This window comes from Streptomyces sp. NPDC005808 (genome assembly GCF_042871385.1).
Classification (GTDB): domain Bacteria; phylum Actinomycetota; class Actinomycetes; order Streptomycetales; family Streptomycetaceae; genus Streptomyces.
In genome coordinates this window covers 91,607-106,494 of the sequence record NZ_JBIAIK010000018.1, presented here as the reverse complement: position 1 = coordinate 106,494, position 14,888 = coordinate 91,607, and the positions used below count along the sequence as shown (strand labels likewise).

Genomic DNA, 14,888 nt, shown 5'->3' with positions numbered 1-14,888 from the left:
AAACGATCAGCCACCCTGGACCCATGACGTTGCCCCGTCAACATCCCGGGATGACAAAGGTGTTACGCGAGAGACATGATCCCCCGCATGCAGCCACTGCCCCTCCCCCTCGACGGCATCACCGTCGTCGCCGTCGAGCAGGCCGTCTCGGCGCCCTTCGCGACCCGTCAGCTCGCTGACCTCGGCGCCCGCGTGATCAAGGTCGAGCGGGTCGACGGCGGGGACTTCGCCCGCGACTACGACACCGCGGCGGCCGGTCTCGCCTCGCACTTCGTGTGGTGCAACCGGGGCAAGGAGTCCGTCGCCCTCGACCTGAAGGATCCACGCGGCCTCGAGGTCGTACGCCGGCTCGTCGCGGACGCGGACGTCTTCGTACAGAACCTCGCGCAGGGCGCGGCGGCGCGGCTCGGCCTGGACGCGGCCACGCTGTGCGCCGCGCATCCGCGGCTGGTCGCCGTGGACATCTCGGGGTACGGGCCGAGCGGGCCGTACGCCGGCAAACGTGCGTACGACATGCTCGTGCAGTGCGAGGCGGGGCTCGTGTCGGTGACGGGGACGCCGGAGCAGCCGGTCAAGGCGGGGATTCCGGCGGCCGACATCGCGGCGGCCATGTACGCGTTCTCCGGGGTGCTCGCGGCGCTCGTGCGGCGCGGTACGACGGGGCGCGGGGGCCCGGTGGAGGTCTCCATGCTGGACGCGCTCGCGGAGTGGATGGGGCATCCGCTGCACCATGTGATGCACGGAGGAACTCCCCCGGCGCGCACAGGTCTGGCGCACGCCGTCATCGCGCCGTACGACGCGTATCCGACGGCGGACGGCGGCCGGGTACTGCTGTCGGTGCAGAACGACCGCGAGTGGCAGCGGCTCGCCCACCAGGTGCTGGACCAACCGGAGTTGGCCGACGATCCGGCGTACGCGACGAACGCGGCGCGGGTCGCCAACCGGCAGCGTACGGACGCGCTGGTGGCGAAGGCGCTGGGTCCGCTCGTCGCCGATGAGGCAGTGGCCCGTCTGGAAGGCGCGGGCATCGCGTGCGCCCGCCTGCGGGACGTACGGGAGGTCGCGGAGCATCCGCAGCTGGCGGCCAGGGACCGGTGGCGGGAAGTGGGTTCACCGGCGGGGCCGTTGCGGGCACTGCTGCCGCCGATCACGCTGCCGGGTGGTGGGGAGGCGCGCATGGGGGCGGTGCCCGAGCTGGGAGAGCACACCGGGGCGGTGCTGCGGGGGGTGGGCCTGACGGAGGAGGACGTCGCGGAGCTGCTGCGGGACGGTGTGGCTCTGTAGTCGGTAAGGGGGTGGGCTCTTAACCGTGGGGGTGGCGGGCTCACTTGAGCTGGGCCGGCACCGCGCTCGTAGGGCGCACCAAGTTGGGGGTGCGCGCTTCCTGCCGCCGGGCGGAGAGGCAGCTGACACGCGGGCGCCGAGCGGTTTGAGTATGACCTGACCCGCGCCCGGTGATACACCGGGCGTCGCCGCCTGCCGTGGGGGGTGACGGACGCGGAAAAGCGGCGCTGCGCCGGGTCGGTGGGACCGCCGGAGCGCGGGTCGGGAACGCCGGTGTCGCCGCCCTGCTCAGCGACCGCCGAACAGTGAACGGCTCAGCCGCTTGAGCGGCGCGAAGAGCGAGACCCGCCTCACTCGCGCGACCCTGCTGCTGCTCTCGTGCGCGGTGTCACGCGAGGTGAGTTCACGCATCAGCGAGGTCGCCTCGGCTGTCTCGCGCTGCGGGATGGGAGGACCGCCCAGCACCGCGAGATGGCGGTCGAGGCGCGAGCTGGTCGCACTGCTCCCGCACGTGATCGCAGGGACACGTGCCCTGCTGCGCACTGTTATCTGTTCCATGTCACTCCCCACCCGTACGAGTCCACCCGGCCCGGGCAGGCTAACCCTATCGCCCCCTCGTGGCACTCCGGTATCGCAGGCACATGATTCACCTTCCCCATAAGGGTGTTGACGATTACTCTCCGAATCCGACCGAATCCAGGGCGAGTTGGACAACTGGTGCGGTAGTGGGCTGCGCTGAGCCACCTTCGGGCTCGACGGTGACAGCGAGTGACGTCGCGGTCGTATTCAGTCCGTCGACGACCAGGGGCGTGTCGCCGTCGAAGAGCCCCAGGGAGCGCGGATTCTCATCGGGGCGCATGAGCCAGAGCTGGTGCACGCCCCCCTGGGCGGGGGCCCCGTACCCGCTCAGTGTCACGACGGCGCTCCGCTCGGCGGCGGAGGCGACCACCCCGATACCGCGTCCCTGGGCGTCCCGGTCGCCGGCCGCGCGAGCATCGGGGGCCGCCAGAACGTGGGCGATCTCACGAGCCTGGGCGCGCTCCACGTCCAGTTGGTCCTGGGTCCGCGTCGCCTGCACGGCGAAGAGCGAGGCGACGACGAGGGCCGCGGCGGCCGTGGTGGTGGCGAGCGGGGCGAGGAGCGGGCGGAAGCGGGGGGCACGCCCGCGGGCGGTCTGATGCGCGGGCTGGTGGGGGACACGCCCGTGTGGCGCGAGCTGCGGCGACGGCTCCTGCGGTGTGGTCCGTACGGCGGTCAGCACCCGGTCGCGCAGCGCGGCCGGCGCCGGTGCCGCGGTGGACCAGGCGAGGCGCACCGCGTCCTCGGTGAGTGCCCGGACCTCGTCGTCGCAGAGCGGGCAGTCGCGCAGGTGGCGTTCGAAGCGGCGGCGCTCGTCGGGTGCGAGGGCGTCCAGCGCGTAGGGGGCTGCGAGGGAGTGCAGATCGCGGCGCAGCAACCGGTCGAGGAGGCTCATCCGGCACCTCCCTCTCGTACACACGGATCTCCGTGCGGTCGTCCATGGGCATCACGGTCGGGCAGACGGCCGGGCACACGGTGGGGCAGTGCGTGGGGCAGGCGGTCCGGCACACGGTAGGGCAGTCGGTGGGGCAGGCGGTCGGGAACACTCATGCGAGACCTCCCAGGCAGTCACGCAGCCGCGTCAGTCCGTCGCGCATACGGGTCTTGACCGTGCCGAGCGGCAGAGAGAGCCGTTCGGCCACTTCACGGTAGGTGTATCCGTCGTAGTACGCGAGGGTGACGGACTGGCGTTGCAGGGCGGTGAGCCGGTCGAGGCAGCGGCGGACCCACTCGCGCTCCAGCCCGGCCTCGACCTCCTCGGCGACCTGGTCGAAGGCGGGGCGGTGCGCGCGCTGTCCCTCGCGCTGCTCGCGCTCGGTGGCGGCGCGGGCGCTGCGGACCCGGTCGACGGCCCGGCGGTGCGCGAGAGTGAGTACCCAGGAGAGGGCGCTGCCCCGCCGCGGGTCGAACCGCCCGGCGGAGCGCCAGAGTTCGAGCAGCACTTCCTGGGCCACCTCCTCCGACTGAGCGGGATCCCGCACCACGCGGCGCACCAGTCCGAACACCGGCCCGGACACCAGTCCGTACAACTCCTCGAATGCTTTCTGGTTGCCTCCGGCCACGAGCACCAGGAGTTCGTCCGCCTCCACGTGTTCCCCCCTCTCCGGCCCCGCAGGGCCGTCCCGTCACTTACGTGTTCGCAGCGAGCACGCTCCCGGATGGGTTACGGATCGGCGAACCGAAAATGCGGGTCCGCAGCCAGGAAACGGGACACGGGTCTGCGTGACAACAGGTCTGTCGCAGAGTCAGGCCGCCGTGGGTTCAACGGGCTTGTCCCGAGGCGGCATCAGCGGAAAACAGGTCTGCCTACCGCGCAGCCGGCCACAGAAACTGAGCCCGTCGCTGAAACAAGCTGTGAAAACCGCCGTAGATACGTTTGGGATTTGACCAATCCACCCCGGCGACCGCTCCGAATGGCGTGCGTCAGGCAATTGGGACGTGAGGACGGACGGCATGACACCTATCTTCAGGAGTGGCGCGGGACGCAGGAGTCTCGCGACCCTCGTCTGTGGTGCGCTGGCCGCCGGGGGGCTCGCAGCCGCCGGCGTGACGGCATTGGTACCGGGGGCGGCCTCCGCCTCCAGCCATCGGGAGGCCCCGTTGATCTCGGGGGCTCCGCAGTACGACAACACGGACGTGTACGCGTTCGTGAGCCCGGACAAGCCCGATACGACCACCATCGTGGCGAACTGGATCCCCTTCGAGGAACCGGCCGGCGGACCGAACTTCTTCACGTTCGCCGAGGACGCCCAGTACGACATCCACATCGACAACAACGGTGACGCGCAGGGCGAGTTGCTCTACCGCTACACCTTCAAGACGCACGTCAAGAACGGCGACACCTTCCTCTACAACACGGGTGCGGTCGACAGTCTCGACGACCCCGACCTCAACATCACGCAGACGTACGACATCGATCTGCTGCGGCTGGAGAACCAGAAGCAGGTGTCGAAGACGAAGGTCGCGGACGATGTCCCCGTGGCGCCGTCGAACGTCGGCAAGGCGTCGATGCCGGACTACGCCAAGCTGCGCGACCAGGCGGTCCACGAACTCGCGGGCGGTTCGACGACGTTCGCCGGTCAGGCCGACGACCCGTTCTTCCTGGATCTGCGGGTCTTCGACCTGCTGTACGGCGGCAACCTGACCGAGGTCGGGCGGGACACCCTCAGGGGCTACAACGTCAACTCGATAGCCCTGCAGGTGCCGAGCCACATGATCCAGGAGTCGGCCGAGCAGCCCATCGTCGGCATCTGGTCCACCACCCAGCGCAAGGACGCTTCCGGTGACTGGACGCAGGTCTCCCGGCTGGGCATGCCGCTGGTGAACGAGGTCGTCAACCCCATCAAGGACAAGGACAAGTTCAACGCGTCCTCGCCCTGGAACGACGGCGACTTCCTGAAGAACGTGACCAACCCGGAGCTGCCCAAGCTCATCGAGGCGATCTACAAGATCCCGGCGCCGGCGGAGCCGCGCAACGACCTCGTCGACGTGTTCCTGAAGGGCGTGGAGGGCCTCAACCAGCCGCCCAACGTCACCCCGGCGGAGGAACTGCGGCTCAACACCTCGATCAAGCCGGTGGCTTCGCCCAAGCGGCTCGGTGTGCTGGACGGCGACACCGCGGGCTTCCCGAACGGACGCCGGCTCAGCGACGACGTGCTCGACATCGCGCTGCAGGTCGTCGAGGGTGAACTGGTCGGTTCCAAGAACGACTTGGGCGACGCGGTCGACAAGAACGACAAGAAGTTCGGCAACACCTTCCCCTACCTGGCCATCCCGGCCGCGGGTTCACGCGGAACGCTCGCCAAGGGCACGACCAGCGGGACCGACGTGCGCAACCAGCTCGGTGACGCGCTGCAGCCCACGAGTGCCTCCGGCGAGACCGACACCATGCTGATCGCGGCCTCCGCCGCGGCGGGCGCGGCCGGCTTCCTGCTGATCGGCAGCGGCCTGATGTGGTGGCGCCGAAGGATGAACGACCGGGCCTACTGACCAGGCTCACGGATCCGCGGCCGGGCCACCGACCCGGCCGCCCGGTCCCCCGGCCGGGCCTGCCCGGCCCGGCTCAACGACTGGCGCGGCTCGCACGTACTCATCCCCCACGGCGCGGGCCGCGCCGCTCAGCCCCGCAACGACCGTTTCCGCCAAGGAACCAAGGACTTCGAGGAGAGGGCATGTCCCCGCCTACGAACGACAGCGCGCCGGAGAGCGAACGCGGCATCGAGCCCGCTGACCGTGCCGCGGAGGCCGTGCCCGAGGATCATCCCGCGGGTGCCGGGGCGGCCGACGCCCAGGCGCCGGGCCCGGTCGCCGGTGACGTGGCCGACGAGGTCACCAATGAATCGGCCGACGAGCGCCGCGTCGCCGCCGTCCGACGGCTCTCCGCGTCCGGGCGCCGTTGGCGTGCGGCCCAACTCACCTTCTGCGCATCGGCGCTGGCCGTCGCTCTCACCGCGGGAGCCATAGTGGTCGGGGCTCTCCAGGACGACGGCGGCGCGGCCACCTTCGCGGCGGCGCCCGCCGGCGTCTCGCCGCAGTTGCTCTCCGGCGCGGATCTCGACGCGAGCATCACCTCGCTGCAGGCTCATCTCCGGGCCCAGCCAAAGGACTTCGGCGGCTGGTCGACGCTCGGTCTCGCGTACATCGAGCAGGCCCGCACGAAGGGCGATCCCTCCCGGTACCCGCAGGCACAGCAGGCGCTCGCCCGTTCCCTCGCGCTGCGCCCGGACAACGACCCCGCGCTCGCCGGCCTTGCCGCCCTGGCCGCCGCGCGGCACGACTTCACCGGCGCCCTCAAGTACGCGGACCAGGCGCTCAAGCAGAACCCGTACAGCGAGCGCGCCCTCGCCTCCCGTATCGACGCTCTGGTCGAACTCGGCCGCTACGAGGAGGCGTCGAAGGCCGCAGACACGGCCGACTCGCGCCGCCCGGGCGTCCCGGTCTTCACGCGGTACGCGTACGTCAGCGAGCTGAGCGGCGACGCACAGACCGCTCGACGCGTCCTGGAGCAGGCGCTCGACTCGGCGACGACCCGCGGCGACGTCACGTACGTGGCCACCGCCCTCGGCCAACTCGCGTGGAACCAGGGCGACTACAAGTCGGCGCTGACGTTCTACGCCCGCGCGCTCGCCGCCGACGACACCTATCTCCCCGCCCTGGAAGGCCGCGCCCGCACGCAGGCCGCGCAGGGCGACCGGGCGGCGGCGATCAGCGGCATGGAGCAGGTCGTGGAGCGGTATCCACTGCCCCAACCACTCGTGGAGCTCGGCGAGTTGTACGAGGCACGCGGAGAGGACGGCGACGCCCAGAAGGCCCGCGACCAGTACGCACTGGTGAACGCCTGGGTCTCGCTGGCCCGCGCCAACGGCGTCAACGCCGACCTCGACACCGCCCTGGCCGCCGCCGACCACGGCGACAAGGCGGCCGCGCTGAAGGCGGCCCGCGCAGAGTGGGACCGCCGCCACACCGTGCACACCGCGGATGCCCTCGCCTGGGCGCTGCACGTCAACGGCCGCGACGCGGAAGCGCTGCCGTACGCCCGCGAGGCGACGGCCACCGGCTACCGCAACGCTTCCTTCCTTTACCACCGCGGCATGATCGAGCGCGCCACGGGCCACGAGAAGGAGGCCGGCGCCTCGCTGGAAGCGGCCCTCGACCTCAACCCGGGCTTCTCGCCGCTGGGTACCACCGAGGCCCGCAAGGCGCTGGAGGCCGGCAAGTGACCCCTACGCTCCGCCGCGCGATCGGCTCAGCGGCTGCCGTCCTCGCCGCCGCCTGCGCGCTCGTCCTCGTCCCCTCCGGACAGGCGAGCGCCCACCCACTCGGCAACTTCACCGTCAACCGGTACGACGGTCTCGTCGCCGCTCCCGGGGAACTACGGGTCGACCATGTCGAGGACCTCGCGGAGATCCCGGCCACCCAGGCCGAGCCGCAGATCGAGCAGCTCGGGCTGACGGACTGGGCCCGTCAGCGGTGCGAGACGGCCGCGCGGGACAGCGCGGTCACCGTCGGCGGCAGCGAGGTCCCGCTCACCGTCGGTACGAGCGTCGCGCGGGTGCGACCCGGGCAGGCAGGGCTCAACACCCTCCGCGTGGAATGCCGGTTGACGGCGGCGCTCCCCGAACTGGACGCCGTGGACGTCGGTTTCCGGGGCGCGGGGACCGACAAGGGGCCGGGCTGGCGGGAGATCACCGCGCGCGGCGACCGGATGACGCTCGCCTCCTCGGACGTACCGACGGAATCGGTGTCGCGGCAGCTCACCCAGTACCCACAGGAACTGCTCTCGTCGCCGGCAGACACCGCGTCCGCGTCCCTGCGGGTGCGGGCCGGTGGCCCCGCGCTCGCCGACAACGGCCGCGCCGCGCCCGCCGACTCGGTCCTGCCGCGCGGCGCCGACCGCTGGACCCAGGCACTCGACTCGCTGGTGGCCGGCCACGACCTGACGTTCGGCTTCGCCGCTCTCGCGCTGCTCATCGCGGTGGGCCTCGGCGCCCTGCACGCGCTCGCACCCGGCCACGGCAAGACCCTGATGGCCGCGACGGCGGCGGCCCGCGGCGGCCGGGCGGGCCTGCGTGACGTCCTGCCGCTCGCCGCCTCGGTGACGGTCACCCACACCCTGGGCGTGGTCGCCCTCGGCCTCCTGATCACCGCCGGTTCGGCCGCGGCCCCCTCCGTGATCGCCTGGCTTGGCGTCACCAGCGGGCTCCTGGTGACGCTGGCGGGCGCGACACTCGTACGCCGCGCCTGGCGCAACCGGGCACACGGGCACGGGCATTCCCACGGGCACTCCCACCGGAACGGGAACGGGCACCCGCACGACCACGGAGACGGCCGCGCGCACAGCCCCGGCCATGACCATGACCATGACCACCCACACAGTCACGACCAGGACCACGCGCACAGCCACGACCACGCCCACAGCCACGCGCACTCGGAGCACCCGCACGACGAGCGCGAGCATGCGCACGAGCACCCCCACGCCGAGCGGCACGAACGCCCCCTGGTCCTCGCGCACGCCCACGCCCACGCGTCCGCGGAAGCCCGCCCGCACCCCCAACCCCCCGTCCGTCGGCACAGCCACCCGCACGCCTCCGCCCCAAAGGAGAAGCGGACCGCTCTCGAACACACCCACGGCGGCTTCACCCACACCCACCCCGTCGCTCCCACCCTCCGCGGCACGATCCTGCTCGGATTCGCCGGCGGGCTCGTGCCCAGTCCGTCCGCCGTGGTCGTCCTGGTGGGCGCCGCGGCGCTGGGACAGGCGTGGTTCGGGTTGCTCCTCGTCCTCGCGTACGGCGTCGGGCTCGCCCTGACGCTCACTGCGGCCGGGTTCGCCGTCGTGAAGCTGGGCGACGGGGTGAACCGGGTGCTCGCCGGGCGCCCGCGGTGGGCCGGCGGCCCGGCCGCGGCCCTGCTGCGCAGGACCGCACCGCTGGGATCGGCGTTGGTGGTCGTGGCGCTTGGGGCCGGCTTGGTGTTCAGGGGGGCTGCATCCGTACTCGGCTGAGCTACTTTTGGGAGGAAATCACGCGGATGCGCAGCGGATACCAATGGGGGGACACCCGTGTCCGAAGATCCGGGCAGTGAACGTGTGATCGCCGGGCGCTACCGCCTGTTGTCACCCTTGGGCGAAGGCGGCATGGGCACGGTGTGGCGCGCCCGCGACGAGGTGCTCCAGCGCGAGGTCGCCGTGAAGGAGGTCCGCGCGCCCGGCGGAATCCCGGCGTACGACGCCGAGCGGATGTACGCGCGCCTGGAGCGCGAGGCGTGGGCGGCGGCCCGCATCACGAACCGCAACGTGGTGACGGTGTACGACGTGGCCACCGACGACGGCCGCCCCTGGATCGTCATGGAGCTGATCCGCGGTCTCGCCCTCTCCGATCTCCTGGACGCCGAGGGGCCACTGGACCCGCAGCGCGCCGCGCACATCGGCGCCGAGGTGCTCACCGCGCTGCGTGCCGCGCACGAGGCCGGGGTGCTGCACCGCGATGTGAAGCCGGGCAACGTCCTGATGGCGAACGACGGACGGATCGTGCTGACGGACTTCGGTATCGCCATGGTCGAGGGCAGCTCCGCGCTCACCATGACAGGCGAGGTCATCGGCTCGCCCGAATTCCTCGCCCCGGAGCGGGCGTTGGGCCGGACCCCCGGGCCCGAGTCGGATCTGTGGTCGCTCGGGGTGCTGCTGTACGCGGCGGTCGAGGGCAACTCCCCGTTCCGTCAGAACACTCCGCTGAGCACCCTGCGCGCGATCGTCGACGAGCCGCTGCCGCCACCGCGGCGCGCGGGTCCGCTCACCCCCGTCATCGAGGGGCTGCTGGCCAAGGACCCGGCCGGGCGGCTGAGCGCCGAGCAGGCCGAGCACGAGCTGCGGATCGTCGCGGCGGGCGGCACCCTGGCCGGCCCGGGCTTCGGTCCGCCTCCCCTGATCCCGCAAGCGCCGACACTCGCCGGACTCCCCCAGACCTCCCCCGGATCAACACCGCCGATGCCGTACGGGCCGGCCGACGCCACCGTCACCTCGGCCGGGACGACAACCGCGGAGCCCGACCGCAATCGCCGGGCGGCCGTCGTCCTGATCGCCGGGATCGTGGCACTCGCCCTCGCGCTGGGAGGACTGACGTACGCCCTGTTGAACCGTGACAACGGGGACGGCGGCGGGGCCGCCATCAGCAGCGGTACGGGCGGCGTGAGTTCGAACCCGGAGACCAGCGGCAGCGGGAGCGACCCGGGCACCAGCAGCGGGAGCCCCTCCACCAGTGCGACACCCACCGAGAGCCGGACGACCACGCCTCCGCCCGCCCAGACGGCGCAGGTGACGGTCGCGGGTGCGCATACCGAGTACTCCGGCGCCTGCCCGCCACCCGACGCGCAAGCACCCACGTTCACGGCGACGTTCACGGTCGGCCGGGTGCCGGCCGAGGTCGAATACCGCTGGGTGACGGAGACCGGCGAGGTGTCGGATCCGGGCTGGAAGACCCTCTCATTCCCCGCGAGCGGTGGCAGGACCCAGCAGGAGACGGTGATCGTGACGACGTACGACGAGTCGGGAACGTACGAGAACGAGATCGGTGTGGAGATTCGCAGCCCCGTACACGCGACGTCCGACTCGGTGCCGTTCTCGGTGACATGTGTGACGGAGACCCCGACAGGCGAGGCCTCCGCTTCCGAGTCTCCCTAGGACCCCTAGGGCCCCTAGAACCTGTCCTGGGTGATCAGGTCACGCTGTTGAGCACCGGCAGATATCCGCCGGACTGTCCCGATGCGGTCGGGTGGTACGACTCACCGATGTTCAGCAGGTTCACGCTGTGCAGCCAGGCGCTGCCGGAGCAGATCTCGTGGCCGGTGAATCCGCCCCTGACGTCGCCGAAGGTGAAGCCGTGGTGGGCGGCGCGCTTGGCGATCGCGGTGTCCAGATAGTCGGCGGCGCCGTTGATCGCGGCTCGCTCGGCCTCGGTGAGGCCGGTCAGGCAGCTGCCGTTGAGCTTGTAGAAGCGGGGGTAGCCCAGGACGACCACATGGGCGGACGGGGCTTTCGCGCTGATCGCCGAGTAGACGGTGTCGAGCTTGCCGGGGAGTGTCGAGTCGACGTACGCCTTCGCGGTGGCGATCCGTGCGAGGCAGGAGCTCTGCGACTGGAGCACACAGGTCGTCATGACGTCGGCGAAGCCCGCGTCGTTGCCGCCGACGCTGACGGAGACGAGGCCGGTGGAGGAGTTGAGGGGGGTCAGCTGGTTGGCGACGACATCACCCGTACGAGCGCCGGAGCAAGCCGTGAAGTTGAACGACGAGGGTGAATGGGCGGCCGCCCAGAGGTAGGGGTACGCCTTCGTGCTGCGCTTGCAGTTGCCGCTGGAGCTGAGGTAACTGCCCGCGCCGACACCGGAGGAATAGGAGTCGCCGAGGGCCACATAGCCGGTGGCCGCAAGGGTGGGGGACGCCTGCGCCGTCGTTGCCCCGGTGAGGGCGACGCCGAGGGCGAGGAGGAGCGAGGTCACGTATGCCGTAATTCGGGAACGTCTCATGGAACCTCCCTTTAGCAGGATCTCTGCATAACTTTCGTACCAGCTACGCGTGTTGACAGGAAGTGTCCATGCCAAGACTTTCGGGCGCTTTCCGGGCCCCACCCTGTGCGTTTACCTTGAATTTGATTACGTGTGCATGACAGCGTCGTGACAAGAGGTCAACTCCCTTGAGTCACAGAGGGAGATCACCGAGTCTTACTTCAGCCCGGAGTGGAACGCGACGCTCCGGGCTGTGCGCCGGATCAAGTGCACCCCCACACCGCGCGCGCCCCACCCAGGCGCCCGCCGCCCGAGGAGGACTCCCTCGTAATGGCACAACTCCGTAGCAAGAAGATCAGGATCGCCGCGATAACCTCCGTGGCGACCGCCGCCCTTGTAGGCGGATTCACCGCGCTCCCTGCCCAGGCCGCCCCGGCCACGGGCACGGTGCTCGCCGCCGGCTCCCCCACGGCCATCAAGGACAGCTACATCATCACGCTCAAGAAGACGGCCGGTTTCAAGGCCTCTTCCAGCGAGGGCAAGGGTCTGATCAGCGAGTACGGCGGCACGGTGAAGAAGACGTTCGGCGCCGCGCTGAACGGCTACACGGCCACGCTCTCGGCCCAGGAGGCCGCGAGACTCGCGGCCGATCCGGCGGTCGCCACGGTCGAGCAGAACCAGACGGTCCACCTCACCGACACCACGCAGACCAGTGCTCCCTGGGGCCTGGACCGCATCGACCAGACGTCGCTGCCGCTCTCCACGACCTACACCTACCCGGACACCGGGGGCGCCGGTGTGACCGCGTACGTCATCGACACCGGCGTACGCATCACACACACCCAGATCGCCGGGCGCGCCACGAACGGCTACGACGCCATCGAGGGCGACACCGTCGCCCAGGACGGCAACGGGCACGGCACCCATGTGGCCACCACCATCGCGGGCGCCACCTACGGCGTCGCCAAGAAGGCGAACATCGTGGCGGTCCGCGTCCTGGACAACGCCGGCTCCGGCACCACCGCGGGCGTCATCGCCGGCATCAACTGGGTGACCAGCAATCACAGCGGCCCCTCGGTCGCCAACATGTCGCTGGGCGGCGGCGCCTCCACCACGCTGGACACGGCCGTCTCGAACTCCATTGCGAGCGGCGTGACCTACGCGATCGCGGCGGGCAACAGCAACGCCAACGCCTCCTCGTACTCCCCCGCCCGGGTCGCGGCGGCGATCACGGTCGGCGCCACCACCAGCACGGACGCCAGGGCCAGCTACTCCAACTACGGCGCGACCCTGGACATCTTCGCCCCCGGCTCCTCGATCGTCGCCGGTTACAACACCAGCGACACCGCCACGGCCACGCTCTCGGGTACGTCGATGGCCACACCGCACGTCGCGGGCGCGGCCGCGATCTACCTCGCGAGCCACACCTCCGCCACCCCGGCGCAGGTCTCCACGGCCCTGGTGAACGGTGCCACGTCCAACGTGGTCACCAGTGCGGGCACCGGCTCGCCGAACAAGCTCCTCAAGCTCGTCCCGTAGTACGTCGGCTCGGCCGAGCCGAGTGACAGTTCCCCGGAGGCAGTCGGCGCCTCCGGGGAACTGCCGTTCACGGAAGGCGCCGAGTTGTCGCGGGCGGGGTCGGCCGTCCGAACGGCTTCCGCACTTGACGGCCCGCCGTACGCTGCGCGACATTGAAGCCCGGCATCCGGCGCTTCGGGGGGCAAAGTCGCCAATGCAGACCATACGACGCATCAAGGAACCTTCAGCGGGCACCACGGAGGGGACGGGGCGGGATCCGGGGAGGGACCTGCTGCCACTGCTCGGCGGTGCCGCGACGGTCGTCGCAGCAGTCGGCGCGGTGCTCGCGCTGGCCGACGTGGACTCGCCGCTGCGCGGTCCGTTCACCCTGTTCTTCCTGCTCGCCGCGCCGTCGGTCGCCATCGCGGCCGCGTTGCGCGGCCTGGAACACTTCGGCCGCCTGCTGGTGTCCGTCGCCGGAGGGATCGCTGTCAACATGCTGGTGGCCCAGGGCATGTTGGCCCTGCACCAGTGGTCGGTGCCCGGTGGGGTGGTGGCCGTGACCGCGATCAGCACCGTCCTGCTCCTGCTGGTACTGGTACGGCGCCTGCGTGGCCGTGCCGCGAGAAGGCGGGCTTCCTGACGTGGACATCAGCGTGTACCGCCCGGGCGAGCTGACCGCCGCCGACCGGGCGGCGTGGACGGCTTTCCAGGCGAAGGCCCATCTGAACGGCTCACCGGGGCTGGCGAACCCATTCCTGTCACCCGAGTTCGCCCTCGCGACGGGCCGCTGCCGACGGGGCGTGCGGATCGCTGTCGCACGGGAGAACGGCGAGCCCGCGGCATACTTCCCGTTCCAGCGCACCGGAACCGGTATCGGCCGAGCCGTCGGCCTCGGGGTCTCCGACTGCCAGGGAGTCGTGCACCGACCCGGGTTCACCTGGGACGCGCACGAACTGCTGCGGTCCTGCGGGCTCTCCGTGTGGGAGTTCGACCACCTGGTGGAAGGGCAGGCGCCGTTCGAGGCAGCCGCCTCCGTCGGCTTCCCCTCCCCGGTCATCGACGTCGACCAGGGCTACGAGACATACCTGCGCCAACTGCGGGAGCGATCACCGAAGTTCACCAAGTCGACGCTGGCCAAGGAGCGCAAGCTCGGCCGGGACGCGGACGGGATGCGCTACGTCCACGACGAGCGCGACCCCGAGGCGCTGCGCACGCTGATGGACTGGAAGTCCGCGCAGTACCGCAGGACCGGGCGCAGTGACCGCTTCGCGCACCCCTGGATCAGCCATCTGGTGGAGCAGCTCTTCCACACCCGTTCCGAGCAGTTCGCGGGAATCCTGTCGGTGCTCTACGCCGAGGGCAAACCGGTCGCCGCGCACTTCGGGCTGCGCTCGGAGCGGGTACTGGCCTGCTGGTTCCCCGCGTACGACCCGGCGTTCTCGAAATACTCGCCGGGTCTGATCCTGCATTTGCGCATGGCCGAGGCGGCCGCCGCCGACGGAATCGCCTATCTGGATCTTGGGCGGGGCCAGAAGGAATACAAGGACTCCCTGAAGACACGGGAACTCACCGTTTCCGAAGGGTGGGTGACACGACGTCATCCGATCGCCGTCGGACACAGGGCGCGCCGCGCGCCGGTCCGGGCACTGCGAAACGCGGTACTGGCCAGGCCGGAGTTGTTCGAGTCGGCCGACAGAATGCTCAAGCGGATGGGAAAGATCCGTTCGAGGCGTTAGGTAACGGTCAAACCAACAAAAACGTGAGGCCTCGTTCCAGGTCTTGCCATACGGTCTCATTCATCAATACCGTCGTACATCTCACCCGCATCGGTTCATCAACGTATATGCGATCTAGGGGAGGGCTCAAGATCGCGACGGTGGCCCGGCGCGGGGCGCGGTAGGGGGGTGCCGTGCTCGGTGACCAGTTGTGCCGAGTCGTCCGCGCGACCGGCTTTCGTCTTTTCCGAAAGCCGGCAGCTTTGCCAGCTCACCCGGCAAGCACGGA

At 70.6% G+C, this 14,888-nt stretch carries 12 protein-coding genes; 8 read left to right on the top strand and 4 right to left on the bottom strand.

Going from position 1 to position 14,888, the window contains the following annotated elements; translation table 11 throughout:
* The first annotated feature begins 75 nt into the window (after positions 1–75).
* Complete coding sequence (locus ACFYPC_RS31780) at positions 76–1,284, top strand: CaiB/BaiF CoA transferase family protein (protein WP_391889650.1); 1,209 nt, start codon at positions 76–78, stop codon at positions 1,282–1,284.
* Positions 1,285–1,572: 288 nt separating this feature from the next.
* On the opposite strand, the gene ACFYPC_RS31775 is transcribed toward ACFYPC_RS31780, so the two are convergent.
* From ACFYPC_RS31775 to ACFYPC_RS31765, 3 genes are all read right to left on the bottom strand, one after another.
* The gene (locus ACFYPC_RS31775) at positions 1,573–1,842 is read right to left on the bottom strand and encodes a hypothetical protein (protein ID WP_384387264.1); all 270 of its coding nucleotides are present in this window, start codon (positions 1,840–1,842) and stop codon (positions 1,573–1,575) included.
* A gap of 115 nt (positions 1,843–1,957) precedes the next feature.
* Positions 1,958–2,758, bottom strand: a complete 801-nt coding sequence (locus ACFYPC_RS31770; protein WP_391889647.1) for an anti-sigma factor domain-containing protein — start codon at positions 2,756–2,758, stop codon at positions 1,958–1,960.
* A 151-nt stretch (positions 2,759–2,909) separates the two neighbouring features.
* Entirely contained in the window at positions 2,910–3,452 is a 543-nt protein-coding gene (locus tag ACFYPC_RS31765; protein ID WP_391889645.1) for a sigma-70 family RNA polymerase sigma factor, read from the bottom strand.
* A gap of 364 nt (positions 3,453–3,816) precedes the next feature.
* On the opposite strand from ACFYPC_RS31765, the gene ACFYPC_RS31760 reads away from it, so the two are divergent.
* The 4 genes from ACFYPC_RS31760 (at position 3,817) to ACFYPC_RS31745 (ending at position 10,540) form a co-directional block, all read left to right on the top strand.
* Complete coding sequence (locus ACFYPC_RS31760; RefSeq protein WP_391889642.1) at positions 3,817–5,352, top strand: DUF4331 domain-containing protein; 1,536 nt, start codon at positions 3,817–3,819, stop codon at positions 5,350–5,352.
* A gap of 182 nt (positions 5,353–5,534) precedes the next feature.
* A complete protein-coding gene (locus tag ACFYPC_RS31755) occupies positions 5,535–7,082 on the top strand; it encodes a tetratricopeptide repeat protein (protein WP_391889640.1) in 1,548 nt (515 codons plus the stop codon).
* A complete protein-coding gene (locus tag ACFYPC_RS31750; protein WP_391889637.1) occupies positions 7,079–8,866 on the top strand; it encodes a sulfite exporter TauE/SafE family protein in 1,788 nt (595 codons plus the stop codon). The genes ACFYPC_RS31755 and ACFYPC_RS31750 overlap by 4 nt, the downstream gene beginning before the upstream one ends.
* Before the next feature lie 57 nt (positions 8,867–8,923).
* Positions 8,924–10,540 carry a serine/threonine-protein kinase gene (locus ACFYPC_RS31745; RefSeq protein ID WP_391889636.1) on the top strand — a complete coding sequence of 539 codons (1,617 nt, stop codon included), beginning with the start codon at positions 8,924–8,926 and terminating at the stop codon, positions 10,538–10,540.
* 34 nt (positions 10,541–10,574) lie between these two features.
* Here the strand turns inward: ACFYPC_RS31745 and ACFYPC_RS31740 are convergent, their stop codons facing one another.
* Entirely contained in the window at positions 10,575–11,384 is an 810-nt protein-coding gene (locus tag ACFYPC_RS31740) for an SGNH/GDSL hydrolase family protein (RefSeq protein WP_391889633.1), read from the bottom strand.
* Between the two features lie 309 nt (positions 11,385–11,693).
* Here ACFYPC_RS31740 and ACFYPC_RS31735 point away from each other — a divergent pair, with 309 nt between their 5' ends.
* The 3 genes from ACFYPC_RS31735 (at position 11,694) to ACFYPC_RS31725 (ending at position 14,620) form a co-directional block, all read left to right on the top strand.
* Positions 11,694–12,902, top strand: a complete 1,209-nt coding sequence (locus tag ACFYPC_RS31735) for a S8 family peptidase (RefSeq protein ID WP_391889630.1) — start codon at positions 11,694–11,696, stop codon at positions 12,900–12,902.
* 193 nt (positions 12,903–13,095) lie between these two features.
* Positions 13,096–13,524, top strand: coding sequence for a hypothetical protein (locus tag ACFYPC_RS31730; RefSeq protein WP_391889628.1), 429 nt, complete (start codon positions 13,096–13,098; stop codon positions 13,522–13,524).
* A gap of 1 nt (position 13,525) precedes the next feature.
* Positions 13,526–14,620: a GNAT family N-acetyltransferase gene (locus ACFYPC_RS31725; RefSeq protein ID WP_391889626.1), complete on the top strand. Its 1,095-nt coding sequence runs from the start codon at positions 13,526–13,528 to the stop codon at positions 14,618–14,620.
* Positions 14,621–14,888: the final 268 nt, after the last annotated feature.

What these genes read in the sequence shown, in the direction of transcription:
- ACFYPC_RS31780 (WP_391889650.1), top strand. Translation starts at nt 76, where the DNA reads ATGATCCCCCGCATGCAGCCACTGCCCCTCCCCCTCGACGGCATCACC.
- ACFYPC_RS31775 (WP_384387264.1), bottom strand. Translation starts at nt 1,842, where the DNA reads ATGGAACAGATAACAGTGCGCAGCAGGGCACGTGTCCCTGCGATCACG.
- ACFYPC_RS31770 (WP_391889647.1), bottom strand. Translation starts at nt 2,758, where the DNA reads ATGAGCCTCCTCGACCGGTTGCTGCGCCGCGATCTGCACTCCCTCGCA.
- ACFYPC_RS31760 (WP_391889642.1), top strand. Translation starts at nt 3,817, where the DNA reads ATGACACCTATCTTCAGGAGTGGCGCGGGACGCAGGAGTCTCGCGACC.
- ACFYPC_RS31755 (WP_391889640.1), top strand. Translation starts at nt 5,535, where the DNA reads ATGTCCCCGCCTACGAACGACAGCGCGCCGGAGAGCGAACGCGGCATC.
- ACFYPC_RS31740 (WP_391889633.1), bottom strand. Translation starts at nt 11,384, where the DNA reads ATGAGACGTTCCCGAATTACGGCATACGTGACCTCGCTCCTCCTCGCC.
- ACFYPC_RS31735 (WP_391889630.1), top strand. Translation starts at nt 11,694, where the DNA reads ATGGCACAACTCCGTAGCAAGAAGATCAGGATCGCCGCGATAACCTCC.
- ACFYPC_RS31730 (WP_391889628.1), top strand. Translation starts at nt 13,096, where the DNA reads ATGCAGACCATACGACGCATCAAGGAACCTTCAGCGGGCACCACGGAG.